This window comes from Caulobacter sp. GW821-FHT10F06 (genome assembly GCF_058809215.1).
Genome location: NZ_JBXASK010000003.1, coordinates 412,053 through 434,601, shown reverse-complemented (window position 1 = coordinate 434,601; position 22,549 = coordinate 412,053). Strand labels below are relative to the sequence as shown.

Below are 22,549 nucleotides of genomic sequence, written 5' to 3'. Positions count from 1 at the left end.
TTAGCGTGACCGTCAACAACCGTGTGGGGCCAACCCACGCGTAGGGACGAAACGCAGGAACCGGCCGCGGCTTAGCCGACGGCCGGCCAACGAGGGGGAAGTCATGCTCAACAAGACCCATCTGACCGCCATCATGGTCACCAGCAGCGCCGTGGCCCTGGCCACGTCGGCGTTCGCGCAGGCCCCGGCCCAGGCGCCGGCCGCGCAGCAGGACAGCATCATTGCCGAGGTTGTGGTGACCGCGCAGAAGCGCGAGGAGCGCCTGCAAGAGGTTCCGCTGTCGATCACCGTGGCCGGCGCGGCCCAGCTGGAGCGCCAGCAGGTCAACACGCTGTCGGACCTGTCGCGCGTCGCGCCGTCCCTGGAAATCCAGCAGGCCCCCGGCCAAAGCGTCGGCGGCGGCGGCCAGATCCGCGGCGTCGGCACCCAGTCGTTCCAGCAGGGCGCGGTGGGCTCGGTGGGCGTCGTCGTCGACCAGGTCAGCCAGGGCAACGTCAATATCTCCGACCTTTTCGACATCGCGCGGGTCGAGGTGCTTAAGGGCCCACAAGGGACGCTATTCGGCCTGACGACCTCGGCCGGCGTCATCAACATCGCCACCAACAAGCCGGAGTTTGGCCGTTTCAGCGGTCGCGTCCGCACCGAATTGGCGGACGCCGGCACGGCGGGTTCGGAGTACGGCCAGCAGATCCTGCAAGGCCTGCTGAACATCCCCCTGAGCGAGAACGCCGCCCTGCGGGTGTCGGGCAATCTCAACCAGCGCCAGGGCGTGGACCGCAACGCCCTGACTGGCAAACTGGACGACCACGCCAGCTACAGCGCCCGGGCGCGCCTTCTGTGGGAGGCCAGCGACAAGCTGAGCTTCAACCTGATCGGCGACTACGGCCGCACCGACGACGACGGCACCGACTTCTTCGTGGTCTACAAGGCCAACAGCGGGCTGCAGGCTGAGCTGAACGCCTGTGGCGTGACCGCCAGCGAGGCCAACCGCGACTATTGCTCAAACAGCAAGCTGATCAACAAGAACACCAACTACGGCGCTTCTCTGCAGGCCGACTACGACCTGGGCGCGGTGACGCTCACCTCGATCACGGCTCTGCGCAAGCAGGACAACGGCCCGACCAACCTGGATATTTTCCGGATCGACCCCTACCACCTGCGCATCCAGCAAGGCCCGCAGAACGGCGAGGGGCAGCTGTTCACCCAGGAAGTCCGCATCGCGTCGCCGTCGAGCTCGGTGTTCGAATACACCGCCGGCGTGTTCTACTCGGAGCAGAAGACCGACACCGACCCGGTGCCGTTCTCGATCAAGCTGTTCCCGTTCCCGGGCGTGACCGTTCCGCTGGTCACGAACAAGGGCAGCCTCAATCACACGCTGGACACCTCCTACGCCATCTTCGGCCAGGGAACGCTGCATCTGGGCGAGCATCTGCGTCTGATCGCCGGCGCGCGGCAGACCTCCGAGAAGCTGAAGGTGGCCTATGTGTCGGCCGATAACGGCGCACGCGGCGGCGCCCGCTCGTCGATCGACAACTTCTCCTGGCGCATCGGGCCGCAGTACCAATTCAGCAAGGACACCATGGCCTATGCGACGGTGTCGCGCGGCTACAAGGGCCCGCAGGTGGCGCTGGGCGATCCGAGCCTCGTCGGTAACCAGCCCACGGTGATCCGCGCCGAAATCCCCACCAATTACGAAGCCGGCCTGAAGACCACGCTGCTGGACGGCCGCCTATTCGGCGACTTCAGCGCCTTCTACCTGGACCTGAAGGACTATCAGGGCCAGCTGTGCACGCCCAACGCCGCCGGCGGCCTCAACTGTGCGCCGCAGAACATCGGCAAGGTGGTGTCCAAGGGCTTCGAGCTGAACCTGTTCGGCCAGCCGATCCAGGGGCTCTCGCTCAACACCGGCCTGATCTACAACCCGGTCACCTATCCAGGCGGCTTCCTGGGGCAGGACGGCAGCAAGCTTGGCGGCAAGCAGCTGTCGAACGCGCCAAAATGGAAGTTCACCGTCTCCAGCGAATATCGCCACGGCGTCGGCGGCGGCGGGCTCGACGGCTTCATCGGCGGCGACGCCGCCTACAAGTCGGACATCCGCTACGCCGCCTCGACCGACCCGAACGTGGTCTTCGACGCCCACTGGGTGGTCGGCGGGCGGGTCGGCGTCCGCGATCCGGACAAGGGCTGGAGCGCCGCGGTCTTCGTGCGCAACCTCGGCAACAGCCACGAGCCTGTGGTCCGCTACGCCAATTTCCCCGACGGCGCGGCTGCCTCGTACGGCCAGATCCTGACGCCGCAATCCTTCCGCCTGGTCGGCGTCAGCCTCGACGCCCGGTTCTAGCGTCCCTTCAGATCCCGAGGATACGACATGACGAAACTGATCAACGCCCTGATCTCCCTGTCGCTGACGGCCGCTGCGCTGGCGCCGGTCCAGGCCTTGGCCCAGGACAAGCCGGCCTCTGCGCCGGCCGCCTCCGCCGCCAAGGCGACGCTGTCCAGCCAGAGCCTGGTCGGCGACCTGATGGCCGATCCGGACGCCAAGGCCGTGCTGACCGCCGACATCCCCGAGGTGGTGGCCAATCCGCAACTGACCATGGGCTACAGCATGAAACTGGCCGACATCGCCCAGTTCGAGCCGACCCTGACGCCCGCGACCTTGGCCAAGATCGACAAGGATCTGGCCGCCATGCAGGCCAAGCGCGGGCATTGATCGCCGTGAAAGCCACCTCATCCGCCGCGTTCGTCGACCAGGAGGCGGAGCCCTCGCGCGTCTCCTACGACGGCCTGGATCAGGTCCTGGGATTCCACCTTCGGCAGGCGCAGGGCGCGATGCACCGACGCATCATCGCCCTGTTGTCGGCGGTGGACCTGACCCAGAAGCAGGCGGCGGTGCTGTGGCTTACGGGCGCCAACCCCGGCGCGTCCCAACGCAGCATCGGCGGCGCGCTGCGGATGGACCGGGCCACGACCATGGCCATCATCGACCGCCTGGAGGCCGGCGACCTGCTGACGCGCGAGCGTTCGCGGGTCGACCGTCGCCGGCAGGAGCTTCGCCTGACGGCCGCCGGACAAGCCTTGCTGGTTCAGGTCAAGGGCTTGATCCAGGGCCACGAGGACCGTTTCGCTGCTCGCTTCACGGCGGCGGAGCTCGAGGTCCTCAAGGGCCTGCTGGGCCGGATCTATCTCGACGACGCCGAATAGACGTTCGGGCCTCGCCACGACGCGAGGCGCTTCCTTCTCCGATCAGGACGACCATCATGCGCACCTTCCTGCTCGCCGCCCTGGCGGCGACGACCTTCGCGGCCCCGGCCTTTGCCCGACCCGTCGATGCGGGCGCGCCCTCCATCGTCGCCGGGGCGGGGATCGCCGTCGCGCAGACCCATCAGGGAACCGTGCAGGGCTTCCGCGACCAGGGGATTTCGACCTTCCGCGGCGTGCCCTACGCCAAGGCCGAGCGCTTCATGCCGCCGTTGGCGGCCGCATCGTGGAAGGGCGTGCGCACGGCCCTGTCCTACGGCTCGATTTGCCCACAGCCGATCACGGCCCCGCCCAACGACATCCAGACCTTCATCTCGGATGGCCAGTACTGGCCCCAGGCGGAGGACTGCCAGAACCTGAACATCTGGACCCCGGCCTTGGACGGCAAGAAGCGTCCGGTGATGGTGTGGCTGCACGGCGGCGGCTTCTTCAGCGGCTCCTCGCACGAGAACAACGTCTATGACGGCCGCAATCTGAGCCAGGCCGGCGACGTGGTGGTGGTCAGCGTGAACCACCGTCTGAACATCCTGGGCTTCCTGGATCTGTCGGCCTATGGCGACCAGTACAAATCTTCGGGCGATGTGGGCATGATGGACATCGTCGCGGCCCTGCAATGGGTGCGGGACAACATCGCCGCGTTCGGCGGCGATCCGGCCAATGTCACGATCTTCGGCCAGTCGGGCGGCGGCGGAAAGGTCAGCACCCTGCTGGCAGCCCCCTCGGCCAAGGGTCTGTTCCAGAAGGCGGTGATCGAGAGCGGCATAGCCGGCGGGATCGAGCCCGACGACGGCGGCCAGGCCGTGACCCGCCGCGTGGCCGAAAAGGTATTTCAGAACGCGGGGCTCCAGCCCGGCGACGTCGCGGCGCTGCAGGCGCTGCCCTACGACCGCCTCTCGGCCGCCGGCGCCAAGGCTCTGATGGACGTCAGCCGCGAGAAGACCGGGGCAGGGGCGGGGCCGCTCGGCTTTCCCACCGTCAACTGGGGCCCCGTCGTCGACGGCGCCTTCCTGCCCAGCAAGCCGTTCGACGGCGTCGCCTCGCCGCTCTCGGCCGACGTGCCGCTGCTGATCGGCAGCACCCTCAATGAATTTCAGTTGCTTAATCCCCAACTGGCCGGACGTCGCGCCTGGACCCAGGACGACTTCGGCGCTTTTCTCAAGAAGACCCGAGGCGACAAGGCCGACGCCGTGCTGGCGGCGTACGGCAAGGCCTATCCGGACCTGAAGCCTGGCGACGCGGTCGTCGTCGATCCGATGTTCCGGGCCGGGGCGCTGAGGGCCGCTCGCCTCAAGGCCGCCCAGCCGGCGGCGGTCTACAACTATCTCTTTGCCTGGCAGTCGCCGGTGCTCGACGGCTTCTGGGGCGCGGGCCATTCGATGGATATCGCCTTCGTCTTCGACAATGTCGAGCGCGGCCGGCAATCGACCGGAGGTGGCGCGGCCGTTGCGGCCCTGTCCAAGCAGGTCAGCCAAGCCTGGATCAACTTCGCCCGCAGCGGCGATCCCAACCACAAGGGCTTACCTGCCTGGCCGCGCTTCACCGCCGCCCAGCCGGCCACCATGGTGTTCGACACCCAGTCCCGGGTGCGCATCGGCCATGACGCCGAACTGATCTCGCTCCTGTCACGGCCCTAATACACACCGCTCCTACGTCATCGAGGTCGCACCATGCTTGTCGCCGCTCTTCTCGCCAGCGCCGCCGTCGCGCCGGATCCCGCCGTCTTCGGTCAGGCCTGCGCGGCCCTGAAGGGCAAGACATTCGGCGACCTGGTGGTCACGGGCGCCCAAGAGGTGGCGGCGGGGCCGGCTCCGCCTCCTGTCCTGGCCTCGCCCAACGGCGGCCCGCCCGCCGCCCGCCCGGGCCTGCCGCGCCACTGCCTGGCCACCGCCGACATCGCCCGCCGCACCGGCGCCGATGGCCAGCCCTACGCCATCAAGATCGAGCTGCGCGTGCCGGCCGAGTGGAACGGACGCTTCCTCTACCAGGGGGGCGGCGGCATGAACGGGGTGGTGATGACGGCGTTGGGCGAGCCGACCCCGTCCGGCAGCCACGAACCGCCGGCCCTGGCGCGGGGCTTCGCCGTCGTTTCCACCGACAGCGGCCACCAGGCCCTCAACCCCGCCGACTCCCGCTTCGCCAAGGACCAGCAGGCCAAGCTCGACTATGGCTACGCCGCGATCGGCAAGGTTACGGCCGGCGCCAAGCTGCTGATCGGCGAGCTGACCGGCCGCGCGCCGGCCAAGAGCTATTTCATGGGTTGCTCGAACGGCGGTCGCGAGGCCCTGATCGCCGCCCAGCGCTATCCCACCGAGTTCGATGGCATCATCGCCGCCAACCCGGCCTTCGAGCTCAGCCATGCGGCGATCCTGTCGACCTATTCGGCCAATGTGTTCGCCGCCGCCGCCGCCAAGCGCCAGACCGACGCCTCGCGCCTGCTGACGCCTGCCGACGGCGTCTTGCTGCAAGGCGCGATCCTGCAGCAATGCGATGCGCTGGACGGCGCCAAGGACGGCATGATCTTCAATCGGGCCTGCCGCTTCGACATCCGCAAGATCGTCTGCAAGGGCAAGGCGACCGAGGGCTGTCTGGCGCCGGACAAGGCCGAGGCGGTCGACACGGCGTTCAGGGGGCCGCGCGACCGTGACGGCAAGGCCGTGGTCGGCAGCTGGTCCTACGACGCCAGCCAGTTCAGCCAGGGCTGGCGCATCTGGCAGACGGGCATGCCCACGCCAAACGGCGGGGCCTTCACCCTGCTGCGGGACCTGGTGACCAACTCCCTGAGCGACTATTTCGCGTTCCCCGCTCTCAAGCGGCCTATCGCGACCGACGACGTCACGCCGCTGTTGAAGGCGGTGGCGGCCACGGCGGCGATCACCGACGCCGACTCCACCGACTTCCGAACCTTCGAGGCGCGCGGCGGCAAGCTGGTCCTGGTCACCGGCTGGTCGGACCCGATCTTCTCGGCTCCGCAATTGGCCGCCTGGTACGGCCGGATGTCGTCGGACATGCAGGGTGCCACCGGACGCCCCGCCGCAGACTTCGCGCGACTGTTCGTCGTCCCAGGCATGGAGCACTGCGGCGGCGGGGCGGCGCTGGACGACTTCGACCCGCTGTCGGCGCTGACAGCCTGGACGGACGGCCAGCCCGGGCCCGATCTTTTCGTCGCCAGCGGCCGGGCGTTTCCGAACGTCACCCGCCCGATCTGCGCCTATCCGGCGAGCGCACGCTACGACGGCAAAGGCCCGCTGCAGAACGCCGCCAGCTTCCGCTGCGAGACCCCGAAGGCCGACGCGAAGGTCAGTTGAAGCTGTCGAGATCGGCGAGCCGCGAAGCGCGCCGATCTCTTCCAGCGGGTCAGAAGTGGTAGGAGATGCGTCCGACCAAGGTGCGCGGCGGGATCTTCTGTTCGAAGCTGGAGGCGACTCCGAAAGCGTCGGTGAAGCGCGAGGCCGTCGCGTCGCTGTCGAGCAGGTTCTGCACCGTCAGGTCGACACCCACGCCGTTCTCGAACGTCACGCCCGCGAACAGATTGACCTGGGCGTAGCTGGGGATTTTGTCCACCGCGGCGTTGTTGAACATCCGCGCCCACATCGCGCCGCGATAGATGACCGTCGCCGTCAGCGTCGCTTCCGCGCCGGGCGCGACGGTGGCGGAGTACTGGGCGTTCAAGGTTCCGGCGAACGGCGGGGTCTTGGCCAGTTCGTTTCCGTCCAGGTCGCGGATGACGGCGGCCCGGGCCAGCGTCACGGCCGGCGCGTACTGGTTGATCTTCTGATTGACCACCAGATTGTACTCGGCGGCGGTCGCGTCGACATTGTCCAGCGCCAGGAACTTGCCGTTGATCTTCGACTTCAGGGAGGTCAGCGATCCCGACAGCGAGAACTCGCGGGTGACTGCCCACTGCAGCTCGGCCTCAAGACCGTAGACCTCCGACTTGGGCACGTTGACGACGCCGCTGGCGGTGTTGCGGGGGTCGGTGCTCTGGGCCTGCAGGTTGCGGTAGTCGTAGTGGAAGGCCGCCACGTTGGTGCGGACCCTGCGATCGAAGAAGTCGCTCTTCAGGCCCAGCTCCAGCGCGTCGATGGTCTCGGACTTGAAGCTGGCGAAGACCAGGTCGTCGGCGACGTCGGCCTGGCCGAATGTCAGGTTGTTGCCGCCCGGCTTGAAGCCTCGCGTGTAGGACCCGAAGACCATCTGGTGCGGCGCGATGTCGTATTCCAGCGCGGCGCGGCCGGTCACGGCCTTGCTGATGTTGGTGATGTCGGCGGTGGGGCGGTCGCGCAGGATGTTGAAGAAGTTGTAGTTCAGGTTCGTGGCCTTATCGCGCGTATAGCGCAGGCCGCCGGTCGCGCGCAGCGCGTCGGACAGGTGATAGACGCCCTGGCCATAGATCGAATACGACTTCCGCGACGGGAAGAAATCGCTCTGGAAGCCGATGTCGGCGCCCGCCGGCGGAATGGCGAACACCACCGGATTGTAGGTTTCCACGAACGGGTCGAGCACGCCGTTGCGGTTCTGGTCGACGCGCTCGAACGAGTGGGCGTCGATGTCCTGCTTGAACCAGAACGCGCCGACCACCCAGTCGAGCCCGCCCAGGACAGGGTGGTTCGAGACCAGGTTGAACTCCGAGGTGTAGGACTTGTGCAGCTGGTCCTGCCGCTGCTCGAAGCTGCGGCGAAGGGTGAGAGGGCTGACCAGGTTGACGCTGGTAAAGTCGTTGTCGCGCGACCGGACGATCTTGGCGCGCTGGTAGGAGCCCAGATATTTGGCGGTCGCGCCGGGCAGTTCCCATTGCACGATGGCGCTATAGAGCTGCGTGTCGAGCGCCAGCTTCGACGGATCGTCCTGTGACAGGCGGCGCTCGCCGACGGTGGGGTCATAGAGACCGAAGCGGGCCGCGCCGTTGGTGTCGCTGGTGTAGTTCTCCGCGTTCAGCGTCACCGAGAATTTCGACGTCGGTTGCCACAAGGCCTTGATGCGCCAGGCGGTCTGGTTGCGGTCGTCCAGGCGCTGGCCGTTGAAGACGTTCAAGGTCGAGCCGTCCTGGCGCAGGTCGTTGATCGCGGCCCGGATGGCGATCGTCTCGCCGAGCGGCACGTTCAGCGTCGCCTCCAGTTCGCGATAGTCGTACGAGCCGTAGGCGAAGGAGGCGCTGCCGCCATATTCGCCAAGCTTCGGCGTCTTGGTGATGACGTTGGTCGCGCCGCCGGTGGAGTTCTGGCCGAACAGCGTGCCCTGTGGCCCGCGAACCACCTCGACCCGATCGGCGTCCAGGAAACTGGCGCCCAGGGCGAACGGCGAGACGATGTAGACGCCGTCCTCATGGAACGACACCGACGGGGCGGCCACGTCGTTCTGGTTGGCCTCCTGCCCGACGCCGCGAATCGACACGGTGACGCGGTCGCCGCCTTCGGCCGGGCTGACCGTCAGGCCGGGCACGAAGCTGCTTAGCGAGACGAAGCTGCTGATGTTGTTCTTCTTCAGATAGTCGCCGGTCACGGCGGTGACGGCCTGGGGAATGTCCTGAAGGTTCTGCTCGCGCTTTTCGGCGGTGACGATGATTTCTTCCAGATAGGCGCTGGAGCTCTGGTCGCCGGCCTTCGCGGCGGATCCCGTCTGCGCGAAGGCCGGATAGGCTGAGGCCAGTATGGCGGTCGTCGTGATGAGATAGGCCGTGAACTTGGACATGAAATCGATCCCCCGATTGCAATGAAGCATCGCCCCGATCGCGGGGTGATACTGCGCGCTCCGCCGGCCCCTGGCGGCGGCGAGGTCTCACAGTGCTGTGGAGGGCGCCGGTTTTGAAGCTGCCGGTCTGGAAAGCTGCTTCAAACGATTTCGCAAACTCACGTCGTCCGAGTTTCCCGAAAATTCCGTGCGAATGATGATGGTGGAGCCGCAAGATCGCGGCGGCATTGGTGCTTGGGCGACGTTGCGGAGGTGCTTGGCGTTTCTCGCATCCGCCGCCGCGATTGCCTGGAACATCTCAGAAAATAAGGAGATTTCGCTGTCGCGCGAGTGCTAGGCCTCGTCGCCTTCGGCGCGCGGGACACCGTTGAGGAAGAGGTTGAGCAGCACCGCCGTGAGCGTCGCCAGCACGATGCCCGAGCCGAGCAGCGGCGACAGCGCGGCCGGGGCGCGCTGGAAGAAGTGCGGCGCGACCACCGGGATCAGGCCCACGCTGACCGAGACCGCCACGATCATCGTATTGTGCCGGCTCTTGTTCAGATCGGCGCCGGCCAGGATTCGCACGCCGGTGGCCAGCACCATGCCGAACATCACCAGCCCCGCGCCGCCCAGGACGTAGACCGGCACCGCTTCGACCAGGGCCGCCAGCTTGGGGCTGAAGCTCAGGGCCAGCAGGATGCATCCGGCCGCGACGCAGACATAGCGCGAGCGGACATTGGTCACGCCGACTAGGCCGATGTTCTGCGAGTAGGACGTGTAGGGGAAGGTGTTGAACACGCCGCCGACGATCGTGCCCAGGGCGTCGGCGCGAAAGCCGCGCACGACGTCCTCGCGGCTGACATGACTGTCGACCATTCGGCCCAAGGCATAGAACATGCCCAGGGACTCGATCATGATCACCAGCATCACCAGCGACATGGTGGCGGCCGAGACCGGCTCGAAGACCGGCAGGCCAAAGTGGAACGGATTGACGAAACCGGTCCACGGCGCGGCGAGGGTCTCGGTGAAATTCATCTGACCCAGCGCCGCCGATAGCGCCGCGCCAACCGCCACCCCGACCAGCACGCCCACATGGGCCAGCGGCCCCTTGGCGTACTTGGTGATGGCCAGGATCACCAGCAGCACCAGGGCGGCGATCGCCAGGTGCAGCGGCGCGCCGTAGTCGGGAGATCCGACGCCGCCCGCCGCCCAGTTGACGCCGACGCCCAGCAGCGAGGCGCCGATCACCAGGATCACCGTGCCCGTCACCACCGGCGGAAAGAGCCGGGTCAGGCGTCCGATCAGCGGCGCAGCCAGGAACCCGACGACGCCGGCGACGATCACCGCGCCATAGATCTCGTTGAGGGTCATGGCCTGGGACAGTCCCGAGGCCTTGCGCGAGGCGATCATCGCCAGGATCGGCGTGATGGACGCGAAGGTGACGCCCATCATCACCGGCAGGCGCACGCCGATCCCAGGCAGGCCCAGGGTCTGAACCAGAGTCGCCAGGCCGCAGGCGAAGAGGTCGGCGCTGACCAGGAAGGCGATCTGGTCGGCGGGCAGGTTCAGGGCCCGGCCGATGATCAGGGGCACGGCCACGGCGCCGGCGTACATCACCAGCACATGCTGCAGGCCCAGGGCCAGGAGCCGGGAGAAGGGTGGGATTTGGTCGACGGGATGGATGCTGACCGCCTCATCCATGCTGCTGAACGCCTTCACGCCGTACCATCCCCGATCCCGTCCTCGCCCGTCCCGGCGAAGGCCAAGCGACGACCATAGCTCGGGCCTTCGGCCGTGGCTGCATGCCGGTTCGCCAAAATGCGAAAGACAGCTTCAAAAGTTATGAGCGACTGTCGAGCAGTAAAACGTCCCGCGCCGCGAATGCTTTCTCGCGCTCTGAAATATCCGCGTGTTTCAGAACGCGCTCGTTACCATCCTGGCCGCCTGTTCTGTGAACCTTGCATGACGCCGGACGCTCAATCAGAGAGCATACAGGGCCGATCCGAGCTCGAACGCGTCTTGGTCGGCTTCCCACGCCGGCGCGACTGCTATTGCAAGCGAGTCTGATCGTCCGCCGGCGCATGATCGGGCCTCGCATCGGTTCGCCGGGCGAAGGAGGGGCGCGCCGGATCGGGGCCATCATCATGCGATCCTTCCATCGACGAACGCCGAACGTCCGATGATCAGCGAGATGAGCGTCTTCGTGCGGGCGGTCGAGCTGGGCAGCATTTCCGCCGCGGCCCGCAGCCTGCGCCTATCGGCCTCGGCCGCCAGCCATCGCCTGGCTCAGTTGGAGGAGCAGATCGGCGCACGACTGCTCAACCGCAACACCCGGGCGCTGCAGCCCACCGAGGCTGGCCACATCTTCTATGAGCACGCCATCGAGGTGCTGCGCGCGGTCGAGCGGGCCGAAAGCAGCATGGCCACGGCCAGTGGCGTTCCGACCGGCGCGCTGCGCATCACCGCGCCCCTGGGCTTTGGCCGTCGCATCCTCGCGCCGCTGGTCGCCGAGTTCAGCGCGCTCTATCCGAAGGTCCAGGTGCGACTGCGCCTGTCCGACCACAGCCTGGACCTGCTGTCCGAAGGCGTCGATATCGCACTGCGCATGTCGGTCCTGGCGGACTCGACCCTGGTGGCGCGCAAGCTCGTCGACTGCCCGCGCGTGCTCTGCGCTTCACCCGCTTATATCGCCGCGCACGGCGCGCCGGAGAGCCTTGAGGACCTGGCCGATCACAACTGCCTGGTCCTGCGGCTGCCCGGCAGCCTGGAATCGCGGTGGGGCTTCAATACGCCCCAGGGCGCTCAGATGATCTCGGTGGGCGGACGCTTCGACGTCGACGACGGCGAGGTGCTGACCGCCTGGGCGCTGCAAGGGCAGGGGATCGTCCTGAAGCCCTACTGGGAAGTGGCCGATCACCTGCGCGGCGGCGATCTGGTGCAGCTCCTGCCCTACGAGACCCCTGCGCCGGTGAGCCTGGCGCTGCTCTATCCCCATCGCCAGCAGATGCCGGCCAAGGTCCGGGTCTTCGCCGATTTCATGATCGAACGCGCCAAGGGCCTGATCGAGCAGCCGACGCGTCCGGCTTCGCCCTGGGCCTGACGTCGTCCGGGCTCGCCTGCCGACGACGCAGGCGCTGGACCAGTCTCAAGGAATTTCGAAAACTGTTGGGCGAGAGCTCATCAAGCGCCGGGCGCGCGCAGCGGGTAGCGTGTCGTGGAAAGTCGACTGGCGAACGGTCGCAAGCATGGGGCGTGGCGTGACGGACATGACGGATCGGAACTTCGGAGGCGCAGAGGGTTCGGCCGCGCCTCGTCCCGTCGACATCCACCCGGTGGACGCCTGCCCGCCGGCGCCGCAACTGGCGCTGCTGGGTTTCCAGCACGTGCTGGTCATGTACGCCGGCGCGGTGGCGGTGCCGCTGATCATTGGACGGGCCCTCGGGCTTTCCGCCCAAGAGGTCGGTCTGTTGATCAGCGCCGACCTCTTCGCCTGCGGCCTGGCCAGCATCATCCAGTGCCTGGGCCTGCCGGGCGTGGGCATCCGCCTTCCGGTGATGATGGGCGTCACCTTCGCCTCCGTCTCGCCGATGATGGCGATGATCGCCGCCAATCCTGGAGCCTCGGCCCACGCCAACCTGGGGATCATCTACGGATCGGTGATCGGGGCGGGGCTGCTGAGCCTGTTGGTCGCGCCCTTCGTGAGCCGCCTGTCGAAGCTGTTTCCGCCGGTGGTGACCGGCACGGTCATCCTGATGATCGGCGTCACCCTGATGCGGATCGGCATCAACTGGGCGGCGGGCGGCCAGCCTGGCGATCCCAGCTTCGGCGCGCCGTCTCACCTGCTGATCGCCGGACTGGTGCTGGCGGTGATCCTGCTGTTGTCGCGTTTCACGCGCGGCCTCCTCAACAACGCCGCGGTGCTGATCGGCATCGTGGTCGGCTGCGGCGTGGCGGTGGCGACGGGCCAGATGACCTTCGAGCACGTCGCCGCCGCGCCCTGGTTCGGCTGGGTGCGGCCTTTCCAGTTCGGCGTCCCACGGTTCGAGCTGGGTCCGATCCTGACCATGAGCCTGGTGATGGTCGTGGTGATGATCGAGTCGTTCGGCATGTTCCTGGCGGTCGGCGAGATGGTCGGCCGGCCCGCCACGCGGCAGGACATCACCCGGGGGCTACGCGCCGACGCGGTGGGCGCCGTTCTGGGCGGCGTGTTCAATACCTTCCCCTACACGTCCTACTCACAGAACGTCGGGCTGGTGGGCATGACCGGCGTGCGCTCGCGTTTCGTCTGCGTGATGGGCGGCGCGATGATGCTGCTTTTGGGGCTGAGCCCCAAGCTGGCGGCCGTCGTCGCCGCCGCGCCGGCCTTCGTCCTGGGCGGGGCGGGCGTCATCATGTTCGGCATGATCGCCGCCACTGGCGTGAAGATCCTCGGGACCGTCGACTACGCCGCCGACCGCAACAAGCTGATCGTCGTCGGAGCCTCCGCGACCATCGGCATGATCCCGCTGGTGTCCGAGCAGTTCTTCCAGTTTCTGCCCAAGGCCCTGACGCCGCTGCTGGGATCGGGCGTGCTCCTGGCGACCCTGTCGGCCGTGGTGCTGAACCTGTTCTTCAGCCTGGGTCGCGATGACGCCGCCGAGCCGTCGGCCTAGGGCGAGAGACGCTCGCCGTCACGAGACGGCCGCCAGCAGCGCGGGCCCGCAACGCTCGGCCAGCGCCTTAAACACCCGCTCGCGCGAAGCCCTCGGGTCTTCATCGCCGGAACAGGCAAACCACAGCGCCGAGGCGAAGCGCGAGATCAATCCCGAATACAGCGCCAGCGGACCGCCGCTCAGGCCGAACTGGCCGAGCATGTCGCGGGCCGTGCCGCCGTGGGAGAAGCGGATGATCGCGCCGGCGCCGGCCAGTTCGGGACGGCGCACGGCGGCCAGGAACAGGCGTCGCCGCAGCGGGCTGGCGGGCGGGTCGTCGACGACGTGGCGCGCGATGCCCTGGAACATGCGCTCGATGGTCATCGGCTCCTGGGCCGGTCCGGCCTCGGCATCGGACGTGTCGGTCAGCATCTGCACCTGTCCCCGGATCGCGCCGGTCACCAGGTCCTCGATGGTGCGGAAGTGGTGGGTGACCGAGCCCGTGGTCACGCCGGCCTGCCTGGCGACCGCCCGTTGGGTCAAGCCCGCGAAGCCCGAAGCCTCGACGATCTGCGCGGCGGCGACGGCGATGCGCATGGCGGCCGGCGGGATCGAAGTCGATGACGGCGAGCCGGCCTCGACCAGCGCTCTCGGCAGGGCCCCGGTGTCGATCCGGTGCGGCGCGCCGAGATAGACCGATCCGAAGTGGTCCAGCAGGTCGCGCAGAACCGCGCGCTCCAGTCCGGGCGACCAGGTCGACAGATGGTAGAGGGCCTCGGATTCGAAGGTCAGGTGCAGCAGCCGGCCGTCGATCTCTTGAAGGCCAAAGGCCTTGGCGGTCGTGACCCAGAAGTCGCGCCACTGCCGCGTCCAGCCCGCGCAGGGTTCGACGCCAGCCTGGGTGTTCAGGGCTTCCTGATACAGCAGGGCCAGCGGGCGCGCGTCTGTCGTCCACGCGACGATCACATGCTCCAGCGCCCGGACCGCGCCGTCGGCGGTGTGGGGCAGGGCGCGAATCTCGTCGCCGCGCGCCGCCAGCCACTCCGCCGTCTGCTCCGCGCCATAAGCATAGGCAGACGATAACAAGCGTTCTATTGCGCCAAAGTTGTAGTTGATCGCGCTGGGCGCGACTCCGGCCGCCGCCGCGATGGCGCGGGCCGAGGCCTCGGCTTCGCCCTGGCCCGAAATCACCGCCGCCGCCGCCAGAATCAGGCGGTTGCCGGGCCGATCATTGTCTTCGGAAAGCGACGTGGGGGCGAACGTTGGGGGCAATGGGCGCGCGGGGTGCGAGATAATGATCGCGCGATCATCTGCGGCCGACGTGTTTCGCGCAAGCGTGCGCTTCACCGAACGGTGACCTTCATGAAGCTGAAACATAACATTCGTTCTACGTTCACGGTCGAGGCCTAGCACCCCGCCTCGACGCCGACGGCTCGTCGGAGACATCAAAGGGGCATGTCATGGGACAAGGTATTCACCGGACCGCGCGCCGCGCGGCCCTGCTGGCCAGCGGCGCGGTCCTGGCTTTCGCCGGCCAGGCCTGGGCGGCCGATGCGACCGTCGCACCGGTGGAGGGCGAAGGCGTCAGCCTGGCCGAGATCGTGGTCACCGCCCAGAAGCGCAAGACCAACCTGCAGGACACCCCGATCGCCATCTCGGCCATGGACAGCGAGGCTCTGAAGGCCCGCCACGTCCAGTCGGTGGAAGATCTGGGCGACGGCACGATCCCGTCGCTGCGCGTGGCGCCGTTCTTCGCCCGCAAGTCGGCCCTGACCATCGGCATGCGCGGCGTCGGCTCGTCGGGCGACGCCAACCAGCCGGCCCGCGACCAGGCGGTCGGCGTCTATATCAACGGCGTCTATCTGGGCCGGGCCCAGGGCTTGGGCTCGGCGCTGTACGACGTCGAGCGCATCGAGGTGCTGAAGGGCCCGCAAGGCACGCTTTTTGGCCGCAATACCGAGGGCGGCGCGATCAGCATCGTCACCAAGGCCCCGACCGGCGTGTTCGGCGCCAACACCACCGTCGGCTACGGCAACTACGGAGCCTACAAGGCCGAGACCCATATCGACCTGCCGGAGATCAACGACGTCAGCATCAAGATCGACGGCCTGCTGAGCAAGCGCGACGGCACGGTCAAGAACCCGACCACCTCGGGTCAGCCGGACTTCAACTCGTACGACAAGCGCGGCTTCCAGGTCGAAGCGCTTTGGAAGCCGACCGACAAGGTCAGCGTCGGCTATGCGTTCGACGACTCCTACGACGCCACCACACCCTACTACGTGCAGCTGGTGTCCAAGGGCAGCCTGGCCTTGGCGCCTGCCTCGCCGCTACAGCCCGACCGCGCCAAGAGCGCCAATATCGGCGTGCCGCTGCGCTTGAGCGAGGGCTTCACCTTCGGCCACCGCCTGAACCTGAACTGGACGGTCTCGGACAATCTGGAACTGAAGTCGATCAGCTCGTACCGCAAGCTCAAGCAGGGCCAGTACGACAACGGCGCCGTGGCCCTGTCGGTGTTCGCGCCGAACGCCACCTTCGCCCGCTACAGCATCGCCAACTTCCACCAGAAGCAATACAGCCAGGAATTCCAGGCGATCGGTCACACCGACCGCGTCGAATACGTGCTGGGCGCTTTCTATTTCCACGAGAAGGTGGACGACAGCGCCCAGACGCCCAACACCCTGCAATGGAACGCCACGGGCACGGCCTATACGACGCTGTCATTGAACCTGAACGCCGTGTCGCTGGACCGGGCTTCCGAAGCCGACACCACCAGCTACGGCGTGTTCGGCCAGGCGGTGTGGACGCCCGCCATCCTCGACGACGCCCTGCACGTGACGGTCGGCGGCCGCCTGACCAAGGACGAGAAGACCGGCTCGCTCAACACCGTCAACGGCGCGACGCCCAGCTATGTCGACGCCAACAAGAACACCGTCGTCGGTGCGATCCCGCTGGACGCCTCGTGGAGCCGCTTCGATCCGCTGGTCACGCTGGCCTACCAGGTCGCCCCCAACGTCAACGTCTATGGCCGCTGGAGCACGGGCTACAAGGCCGGCGGCGCCAATTCGCGCTCGCTGACCTATCGAACCTTCGATCCGGAAACCGTGTCGATGTACGAACTGGGCGCCAAGAGCGAGTTCTGGGATCGCCGGGCCCGCCTGAACGTCGCGGCCTATAGCGGCGACATCAAGGACGCCCAGGTCGACTTCAACGTCCTGATCGTCAACAACAACCGCGGCACGCTGGAAACCACCAACGCCGCTACCGGCAAGACCAAGGGCCTGGAAGCCGACTTCACCCTGGCGCCGGTCGAGGGCCTGACCCTGACGGCGGGCTACGCCTACACCAAGGTGACCCTGTCCAAGGCGTTCAACCCGTTCACCAACGCCATGGCGACGATCTATCCGATCTACACGCCGGAGAACGCCTACAGCTTCGCGGCCGACTATCAGCGTCCGGCCTTCGGCGCGACGCTGAAGGCGCACCTGGACGCGGCCTATGCCGACGCCCAGCACACCTCGACGACCGACCCGACCTATGGCGACGACTCCTTCATCGTCAACGGCCGCCTGGCGCTGACGGACATCCGACCGACCGAAGACGGGCCGGCGCTGCAGGTGTCGCTGTGGTCGCGCAACCTGCTCAACGAGTCCCACGCCTTCCTGAAGAACTACAGCTCGGCGCTCGGGACCTACGCAATCTTCAACGAGCCGCGCACCTACGGCGTCGAGCTGAACGTCAAATTCTAAACCCCTCAAGGCCAGCGGACCGGGCGGGGATGGTACCCGCCCGGTCGCAACAGATCGGGAGACGAACCATGGATCGTCGTCATTTCCTGGCGGCCGTCGCCGCCAACACCGGCCTGGCGCTCGCGCCTCGGGCCTTCGCCGCCGAAGCCCTCGAGGGCAAGGCCACCCGCGTCGCGGGCAAGGGCGTCCAGCTGGAGTGGAACGCCAGGTCGGCTCGGACCGCGATCTACGTCTCGTCCGACCCCGCCGCGCCGCGCAAGGCCATGCGCCAGGTCAAGGCCGGCGTGACCGGCGGCCAGGTCGAGGTGCCGGCGGATGTCGCGCCGAGGCCTTATTATCTGCTGGCGGCCGACGGTCGCAAGACGCGGGTGGCCGAGCGCCTGCTGCCGCTGGAAGGCGGTCGCAATTTCCGCGACCTGGGCGGCTATCGCGGCGCCGAGGGCAAGCAGGTGCGCTGGGGCCGGATCTATCGCTCGGGCGTGATGAGCAGCCTGACCAACGCCGATCTCGACTACCTGTCGAAGCTGGGCGTCAAGGTGATCTGCGACCTGCGCAATCCCAAGGAGCGCCAGGAAGAGCCCAATCCGTTCCTGAAGGCGAACTATCCGGAAGTCGTGGCCTTCGACTACGACATGAACGCCTCGATGGCGCTGCTGGCCTCGGCCCGGACGCGCGAGCAGGCCGTGGATGTCTTCGCCGCCGCCTATGTGCAGTTCCTCGATATCCTGACCCCGCACTATACCGACCTCTTTGCCAGGCTGGCGGCCGGCGAGGCGCCCCTGGCGTTCAACTGCAGCGCCGGCAAGGACCGCACGGGCATGGCCTCGGCCCTGATCCTGTCGGTGCTGGGTGTTTCCAGAGACACCGTCGTGGCCGACTACGCCCTGACCCAGGTCTACACCCCGCCGTCGCTCTACAAGGCGCAGATGGCGCAGGGCGGCCGGGTGTCGGGCGGCGGTCTGACGGCTGAACAGGCCCAGGCCTTCGCGCGCATGCCGCCCGAGGTTCTGGACATCATCATGGGCTCGGACCCCGAGGTGATGCGCAAGGCGCTGGCCCAGGTCGACGCCAAGTTCGGCGGTCCCGCCGCTTTGGCCAAGGCTCGCTTCGGCCTGACCGACGCCAAGCTCGCGACATTGCGGAAGACCTATCTCGTTTGAAGCAACGGGCTCGCCTCGATGCGGGGCGAGCCCGGTCAGACGCGTCGACGGGGAGCGCCTAAGGGCGGGACAGCGCGCTCAGGAAGTTGCTCACGACCAGGGTGGCGTCCACGGAAAGGCAAATCTCCTGGGCGGGTCCCTGACCGGCCTCCGCCCAGCGGGTCTGGCCCCGCCGTTCGCCATCCCGATCGACAATGACGCCGCCGCGTCGGGTCGTGAAGAGCGCGGGGTCGATGATGAAGGCCACCGCGGCCACGTCGTGCAGGCAGCAGCCGTCCAAGCCTTCATGTTCAGCATAGGCTGCTGCGTAGGACCGCGAGACCTCGCGCGCGAACTGGCCGGCCTCGCCGCCGGACGCGGCCAAGGCTTCGGCCTGGTCGTTGGTCATTACGCATCGCGTCGTGACGTCCAGGCCCACCAGGGTCACCGGCCAGGCGGCCGCCAGGACCTCGGCGGCGGCTTCGGGATCGTTGTGGATATTGGCCTCGGCGAACGGCGTGACGTTGCCGGACTTGCCGCCAGTCCCGAACGCTCCGCCCATGACCACCACCTGGTCAACCAGGTCGGCGATGTCGGGCGCTGCGCGCAGGGCCAGCGCCAGGTTGGTCAGCGGGCCTATGGCCAGCAGGGTGATCTGGCGGGGATGGGCCCGGACGAGATCGACGATGCGCTCATGTGCGACGCCCGGCTCGACGGCGCTCACGACCGGCGGAATGTCGATATCGCCCAGACCGTTCTGACCATGCACATGGGTCGGCGACGGGCCGCGTGGGGAGGCCAGGGGCGCGGATGCGCCGCGATGGACCGGCGCGTCGGGGCAGAAGCGGTAGCGAAGATAGAGGGCGTTGCGGGTGGTGGTCTCGATGTCGGCGTTGCCGAACACCGTGGTCATGGCCAGCAGGCGCAGGGCCGGACTGGCGCGCAGATAGAGCAGGGCCAGGGCGTCGTCGACGCCCGGATCGGTGTCGAGGATGACCAGCTTCGGCGACGCGACGCTCATCCATAGACCGCGCGGCAGACGGCTTCGCACTTGGCCAGGTCGAAGGCGCCGTCGGTGCGGACGCCCGACTCCATGTCGATCCAGTAGAGGGCCCCGTCGGGCGCGGCGATGCGCTGAAGGATGTCGCTGACCGTCGCCGGGCCGATGCCGCCGGAATAGCCGCAGAACGGGCCGCCAGGCGTAAGGGGCGGCCAGTCCTTGGGTTTGACGCCCGTGCCGAACGACACGTCGTACAGCCAGTCGACGCCGGCCTCGTCCGGAAAGGCGCCGGCGCATTGCAGGACCGTGCGCACGCCCATCCGGCGGCCATAGTCGCGGGCGGCGGCGATCTGGTCGGCGTTGCTGCCCTGGAAGCTGTGATTGACCTGGATGCGTTGGACGCCGCCCACCGCAACGGCGGTCGTCAGCGGCGCGGCGACGATGTCGCGCGCCCCGGCTCCGCAGATATGGGCCGCCCAGCGCAGGCCCGGCTCGGCCAGCAGGCCGGCGCGAACCGCGGTGTCGGGGAACAACGCCTTGTCCTCCTGGTCGGGATCGACCAGCACGCCCCACTCGATCGGATAGCGGGCCGACAGGCTCTTCAGGCCGGGGAGCAGGTCGAGGCGATCGACGCCGGTGAAGGCGATGAAGGTGGGCGGCTGCATGAGGAAATCCGGAGACGTGTCGAACGTGAAAGTCCTTGCAAACTAGCAAGTGAAACGTTTCAGTCAATCTTCATCTCCGCAGTGGTGCGGGGTGTCGCCGGAGACGGGCATGGCGCGGATATCGGTGGTGGTCTCGGGCTTCGCGACCCTGGACTATGTCGTCAGGGCGCAGGGCGTGTTCACCGGTCAGGGCACGCTGACCATGCGCCAGGGCGTTCACGACGCCTGGCCGCGCGCCGGCGGCGCGGCGCTCTATGCCGGCCTGGCCCTGGCCAAGGCCGGCGTGCCGACCGCGCCCTTGACCTGGGTCGGCGACGACGGCGATGGCTGGAGCTATCGACGCGTCTGCCTGGAAGGCGGCCTGTCACTGGACGGGATCGCCGTCGCCCAGGGCGCGCCCTCGACCCGTTGTCTGCTGATCTACAACACCGACGGGACCTATGGCTGCCTGCTGCGGCCGGGCCCAGCCGTGCTGGGCCCGGCGCAGCGGGCCTTGGCGGCGCGCGCCGAATGGCTGGCGATCTCGGCCGGACCGGCGGAGATCGCCCAGGCCTTGCTGGACGACCTCGCGCCCGCCACGCGCTTGGCCTGGATCGCCAAGTTCGACCCGGCCTGCTTCCCGCCCGACCTCGTGGCGCGGCTGACGGCGCGCGCTGACGTGATCTTCTGCAATGGCGGCGAGCGCGCCTGGTTGGAAGGCGAGCGGCGGGGCGCGCCCTCCGCCGGCCAGATCCTGTTCGAGACGCGCGGCGCGGAAGGGGTGTTCGTCGAAGGCTCGGGCGGCGTCGTCCATCATCCCGTCCAGCCCGTGGCGGTCGACGACGCCACCGGCGCGGGCGACACCTTCGCCGGCGCGGCGCTGGCCGTCCTGGCGCGGGGCGGGGCTGCGGACGCGGCGGCGCGAGCGGGCCTGGACGCCGCGCACGCCCTGCTCGCGGCTAGGGCAGGGCGCTGAGCAGGCCCATGATCGTCGCGGTCAGGCAGGTGGTCAGGAAGGCCGCCGCCAGAGCCTTGAAGCCCAGTTCCACGACCTCGCCGACCTTTTCCGGGGCCATGGCTGAGAGGCTGCCGATCAGGATGGCGACGCTGCCGACATTGCCGAAGCTGCCCAGAGCGTAGGTCAGGATCAGTAGGCTCTTGGCCTGCAGCGCGCCGGCCGGCAGGGCCATCATGTCGCTATAGGCCACGACCTCGTTGGCGGCGACCTTGGTGCCCAGCAGCGCGCCGACCGTCTGCAGGTCGCTGAGCGGCGTTCCGGTCAGCCAGACGATCGGCGTCAGCAGCTTGCCCAGGAGAAAGCCCAGCGTGATGGGGGCGCCCGTGTGGGGAAGGGCGGCCAGGCCCATGTTGATCAGGGCGATCAGCCCGACGAAGACGATCAGCAGGCCGGCGATGTTCAGCACCATCTTCACCGCATCGAGCGTGCCGAAGGTCAGGGCTTCCAGGCTGCTGCGATAGGGGCTGGCCAGGACGATCGGCTCATGCGCCTCGGAGGGCGCATCACCGGGAATGATCAATCTCGCCATGCCGATCGCCATCGGCGTGCTGATCAGCGAGGCGATCAGCAGGTGGCTGAAGGCGTTGGGCATCTTGGCCGAGATCAGCGCGCCCAGCACGATCATCATGGAGCCGCCGATCACCGACAGGCCGTCGACCATGATGATGAACAGCTCGCCGCGCGACAGCTTGGGCAGGAACGGTTTGACCAGCAGCGGGGCCTCGATCATGCCCAGGAATACGCAGGCCGAGGTCGAGACGCCGACCGGGCCGCTGACGCCGAACAGCTTGCCGAACACCCAGGCCGCGCCGCGCACGATCCAGATCAGGATCTTCCAGTGCCAGAGCAGGGCCGAGAGCGCTCCGACCAAAAGGATGGCCGGCAGGGCCTGGAAGGCGAAGATGAAGGCGGCGCTGGGGTCGGCGACGCTGAACGGCGCGCGGCCGCCGCCCAGATAGCCGAACATGAAGCTGGAGCCAGCGCGCGAGGCGGCTTGCAAGGCGTCCATGCCATGGGTGGCGGCGGCGAAGGCGGCGGTGATAGCCGGTACGCGGGTCAGCAGGATCGCCAGGCCGATCTGGCAGGCCAGGCCGACCAGCACCGGCTTGACCGGAAAGGCGCGCTTGTTCTCAGACAGCAGCCAGCCGATGCCGATGAAGGCGACGACGCCGCACAGGCCGCGGGCGATTTCCCCTGGGGCGATTTCACTGGCGATCATGAGACGGTGTCCGGGCGAGCGATCTTGCGGGTGTATAGAGTGAAACGTTTCAATGAAAGGGCTTCAAATCCGCCTATAGTGTCATCGGCAGGATGGAGGCGCACGAAAACATATTGAAGCGGGTTCTTACCCGGTCGCTATTGAGAAGACAGGGTTTGCCGCGCAATCGGGCGCCGATGCGCCTCGTCGCCATCGTGATGAAAATGTCATTGAACTCGAATATGAAA

The 22,549-nt window shown here is 67.7% G+C and carries 16 protein-coding genes; 10 read left to right on the top strand and 6 right to left on the bottom strand.

The genetic code is table 11. The annotated features are described in order from the left end of the window. The first annotated feature begins 103 nt into the window (after positions 1 to 103). Genes AC1RUS_RS08390 through AC1RUS_RS08370 form a run of 5 tightly spaced genes read left to right on the top strand, consistent with a single transcriptional unit; the run spans position 104 to position 6,563 of the window. The gene (locus AC1RUS_RS08390) at positions 104 to 2,341 is read left to right on the top strand and encodes a TonB-dependent receptor (protein WP_492914923.1); all 2,238 of its coding nucleotides are present in this window, start codon (positions 104 to 106) and stop codon (positions 2,339 to 2,341) included. Positions 2,342 to 2,368: 27 nt separating this feature from the next. Then, a complete protein-coding gene (locus AC1RUS_RS08385; protein WP_492914922.1) occupies positions 2,369 to 2,710 on the top strand; it encodes a hypothetical protein in 342 nt (113 codons plus the stop codon). Between the two features lie 5 nt (positions 2,711 to 2,715). Next, positions 2,716 to 3,201, top strand: a complete 486-nt coding sequence (locus AC1RUS_RS08380; RefSeq protein ID WP_492914920.1) for a MarR family winged helix-turn-helix transcriptional regulator — start codon at positions 2,716 to 2,718, stop codon at positions 3,199 to 3,201. 56 nt (positions 3,202 to 3,257) lie between these two features. Beyond that, entirely contained in the window at positions 3,258 to 4,892 is a 1,635-nt protein-coding gene (locus tag AC1RUS_RS08375) for a carboxylesterase/lipase family protein (RefSeq protein WP_492914917.1), read from the top strand. A gap of 33 nt (positions 4,893 to 4,925) precedes the next feature. After that, positions 4,926 to 6,563: a tannase/feruloyl esterase family alpha/beta hydrolase gene (locus AC1RUS_RS08370; protein ID WP_492914915.1), complete on the top strand. Its 1,638-nt coding sequence runs from the start codon at positions 4,926 to 4,928 to the stop codon at positions 6,561 to 6,563. Between the two features lie 49 nt (positions 6,564 to 6,612). On the opposite strand, the gene AC1RUS_RS08365 is transcribed toward AC1RUS_RS08370, so the two are convergent. Together AC1RUS_RS08365 and AC1RUS_RS08360 are read right to left on the bottom strand one after the other, a co-directional pair. Beyond that, entirely contained in the window at positions 6,613 to 8,946 is a 2,334-nt protein-coding gene (locus AC1RUS_RS08365) for a TonB-dependent receptor (RefSeq protein WP_492914913.1), read from the bottom strand. A gap of 333 nt (positions 8,947 to 9,279) precedes the next feature. Next, entirely contained in the window at positions 9,280 to 10,644 is a 1,365-nt protein-coding gene (locus AC1RUS_RS08360) for a nucleobase:cation symporter-2 family protein (RefSeq protein WP_492914911.1), read from the bottom strand. Between the two features lie 460 nt (positions 10,645 to 11,104). Here AC1RUS_RS08360 and AC1RUS_RS08355 point away from each other — a divergent pair, with 460 nt between their 5' ends. Together AC1RUS_RS08355 and AC1RUS_RS08350 are read left to right on the top strand one after the other, a co-directional pair. Continuing rightward, positions 11,105 to 12,025 carry a LysR family transcriptional regulator gene (locus AC1RUS_RS08355; RefSeq protein WP_492914909.1) on the top strand — a complete coding sequence of 307 codons (921 nt, stop codon included), beginning with the start codon at positions 11,105 to 11,107 and terminating at the stop codon, positions 12,023 to 12,025. A gap of 166 nt (positions 12,026 to 12,191) precedes the next feature. Further along, positions 12,192 to 13,577 (top strand): nucleobase:cation symporter-2 family protein, encoded by a 1,386-nt coding sequence (locus tag AC1RUS_RS08350; RefSeq protein ID WP_492914907.1) that lies wholly within the window; start codon positions 12,192 to 12,194, stop codon positions 13,575 to 13,577. 18 nt (positions 13,578 to 13,595) lie between these two features. Here the strand turns inward: AC1RUS_RS08350 and AC1RUS_RS08345 are convergent, their stop codons facing one another. Then, positions 13,596 to 14,828: a TetR/AcrR family transcriptional regulator gene (locus AC1RUS_RS08345; protein ID WP_492914906.1), complete on the bottom strand. Its 1,233-nt coding sequence runs from the start codon at positions 14,826 to 14,828 to the stop codon at positions 13,596 to 13,598. Between the two features lie 188 nt (positions 14,829 to 15,016). On the opposite strand from AC1RUS_RS08345, the gene AC1RUS_RS08340 reads away from it, so the two are divergent. Together AC1RUS_RS08340 and AC1RUS_RS08335 are read left to right on the top strand one after the other, a co-directional pair. Further along, complete coding sequence (locus tag AC1RUS_RS08340; RefSeq protein WP_492914904.1) at positions 15,017 to 17,302, top strand: TonB-dependent receptor; 2,286 nt, start codon at positions 15,017 to 15,019, stop codon at positions 17,300 to 17,302. Between the two features lie 68 nt (positions 17,303 to 17,370). After that, positions 17,371 to 18,462, top strand: coding sequence for a tyrosine-protein phosphatase (locus AC1RUS_RS08335; protein WP_492914902.1), 1,092 nt, complete (start codon positions 17,371 to 17,373; stop codon positions 18,460 to 18,462). A 58-nt stretch (positions 18,463 to 18,520) separates the two neighbouring features. Here the strand turns inward: AC1RUS_RS08335 and AC1RUS_RS08330 are convergent, their stop codons facing one another. Both AC1RUS_RS08330 and AC1RUS_RS08325 read right to left on the bottom strand, forming a co-directional pair. Continuing rightward, complete coding sequence (locus AC1RUS_RS08330; RefSeq protein ID WP_492914900.1) at positions 18,521 to 19,462, bottom strand: nucleoside hydrolase; 942 nt, start codon at positions 19,460 to 19,462, stop codon at positions 18,521 to 18,523. Beyond that, a complete protein-coding gene (locus AC1RUS_RS08325; RefSeq protein ID WP_492914897.1) occupies positions 19,459 to 20,106 on the bottom strand; it encodes a phosphoribosylanthranilate isomerase in 648 nt (215 codons plus the stop codon). The genes AC1RUS_RS08330 and AC1RUS_RS08325 overlap by 4 nt, the downstream gene beginning before the upstream one ends. A gap of 109 nt (positions 20,107 to 20,215) precedes the next feature. Here AC1RUS_RS08325 and AC1RUS_RS08320 point away from each other — a divergent pair, with 109 nt between their 5' ends. Then, positions 20,216 to 21,061 carry a carbohydrate kinase family protein gene (locus AC1RUS_RS08320; RefSeq protein ID WP_492914895.1) on the top strand — a complete coding sequence of 282 codons (846 nt, stop codon included), beginning with the start codon at positions 20,216 to 20,218 and terminating at the stop codon, positions 21,059 to 21,061. On the opposite strand, the gene AC1RUS_RS08315 is transcribed toward AC1RUS_RS08320, so the two are convergent. Beyond that, positions 21,045 to 22,322 (bottom strand): NupC/NupG family nucleoside CNT transporter, encoded by a 1,278-nt coding sequence (locus AC1RUS_RS08315; RefSeq protein ID WP_492914894.1) that lies wholly within the window; start codon positions 22,320 to 22,322, stop codon positions 21,045 to 21,047. The two genes, AC1RUS_RS08320 and AC1RUS_RS08315, sit on opposite strands and share 17 nt — an antisense overlap. Between the last annotated feature and the right edge of the window lie 227 nt (positions 22,323 to 22,549).

Excerpts from the sequence above, each read along its gene's own strand:
- AC1RUS_RS08355 (WP_492914909.1), top strand. The coding sequence starts at position 11,105 with ATGATCAGCGAGATGAGCGTCTTCGTGCGGGCGGTCGAGCTGGGCAGC.
- AC1RUS_RS08365 (WP_492914913.1), bottom strand. The coding sequence starts at position 8,946 with ATGTCCAAGTTCACGGCCTATCTCATCACGACGACCGCCATACTGGCC.
- AC1RUS_RS08370 (WP_492914915.1), top strand. The coding sequence starts at position 4,926 with ATGCTTGTCGCCGCTCTTCTCGCCAGCGCCGCCGTCGCGCCGGATCCC.
- AC1RUS_RS08335 (WP_492914902.1), top strand. The coding sequence starts at position 17,371 with ATGGATCGTCGTCATTTCCTGGCGGCCGTCGCCGCCAACACCGGCCTG.
- AC1RUS_RS08330 (WP_492914900.1), bottom strand. The coding sequence starts at position 19,462 with ATGAGCGTCGCGTCGCCGAAGCTGGTCATCCTCGACACCGATCCGGGC.
- AC1RUS_RS08375 (WP_492914917.1), top strand. The coding sequence starts at position 3,258 with ATGCGCACCTTCCTGCTCGCCGCCCTGGCGGCGACGACCTTCGCGGCC.
- AC1RUS_RS08315 (WP_492914894.1), bottom strand. The coding sequence starts at position 22,322 with ATGATCGCCAGTGAAATCGCCCCAGGGGAAATCGCCCGCGGCCTGTGC.
- AC1RUS_RS08340 (WP_492914904.1), top strand. The coding sequence starts at position 15,017 with ATGGGACAAGGTATTCACCGGACCGCGCGCCGCGCGGCCCTGCTGGCC.
- AC1RUS_RS08390 (WP_492914923.1), top strand. The coding sequence starts at position 104 with ATGCTCAACAAGACCCATCTGACCGCCATCATGGTCACCAGCAGCGCC.
- AC1RUS_RS08325 (WP_492914897.1), bottom strand. The coding sequence starts at position 20,106 with ATGCAGCCGCCCACCTTCATCGCCTTCACCGGCGTCGATCGCCTCGAC.
- AC1RUS_RS08385 (WP_492914922.1), top strand. The coding sequence starts at position 2,369 with ATGACGAAACTGATCAACGCCCTGATCTCCCTGTCGCTGACGGCCGCT.
- AC1RUS_RS08320 (WP_492914895.1), top strand. The coding sequence starts at position 20,216 with ATGGCGCGGATATCGGTGGTGGTCTCGGGCTTCGCGACCCTGGACTAT.
- AC1RUS_RS08350 (WP_492914907.1), top strand. The coding sequence starts at position 12,192 with ATGACGGATCGGAACTTCGGAGGCGCAGAGGGTTCGGCCGCGCCTCGT.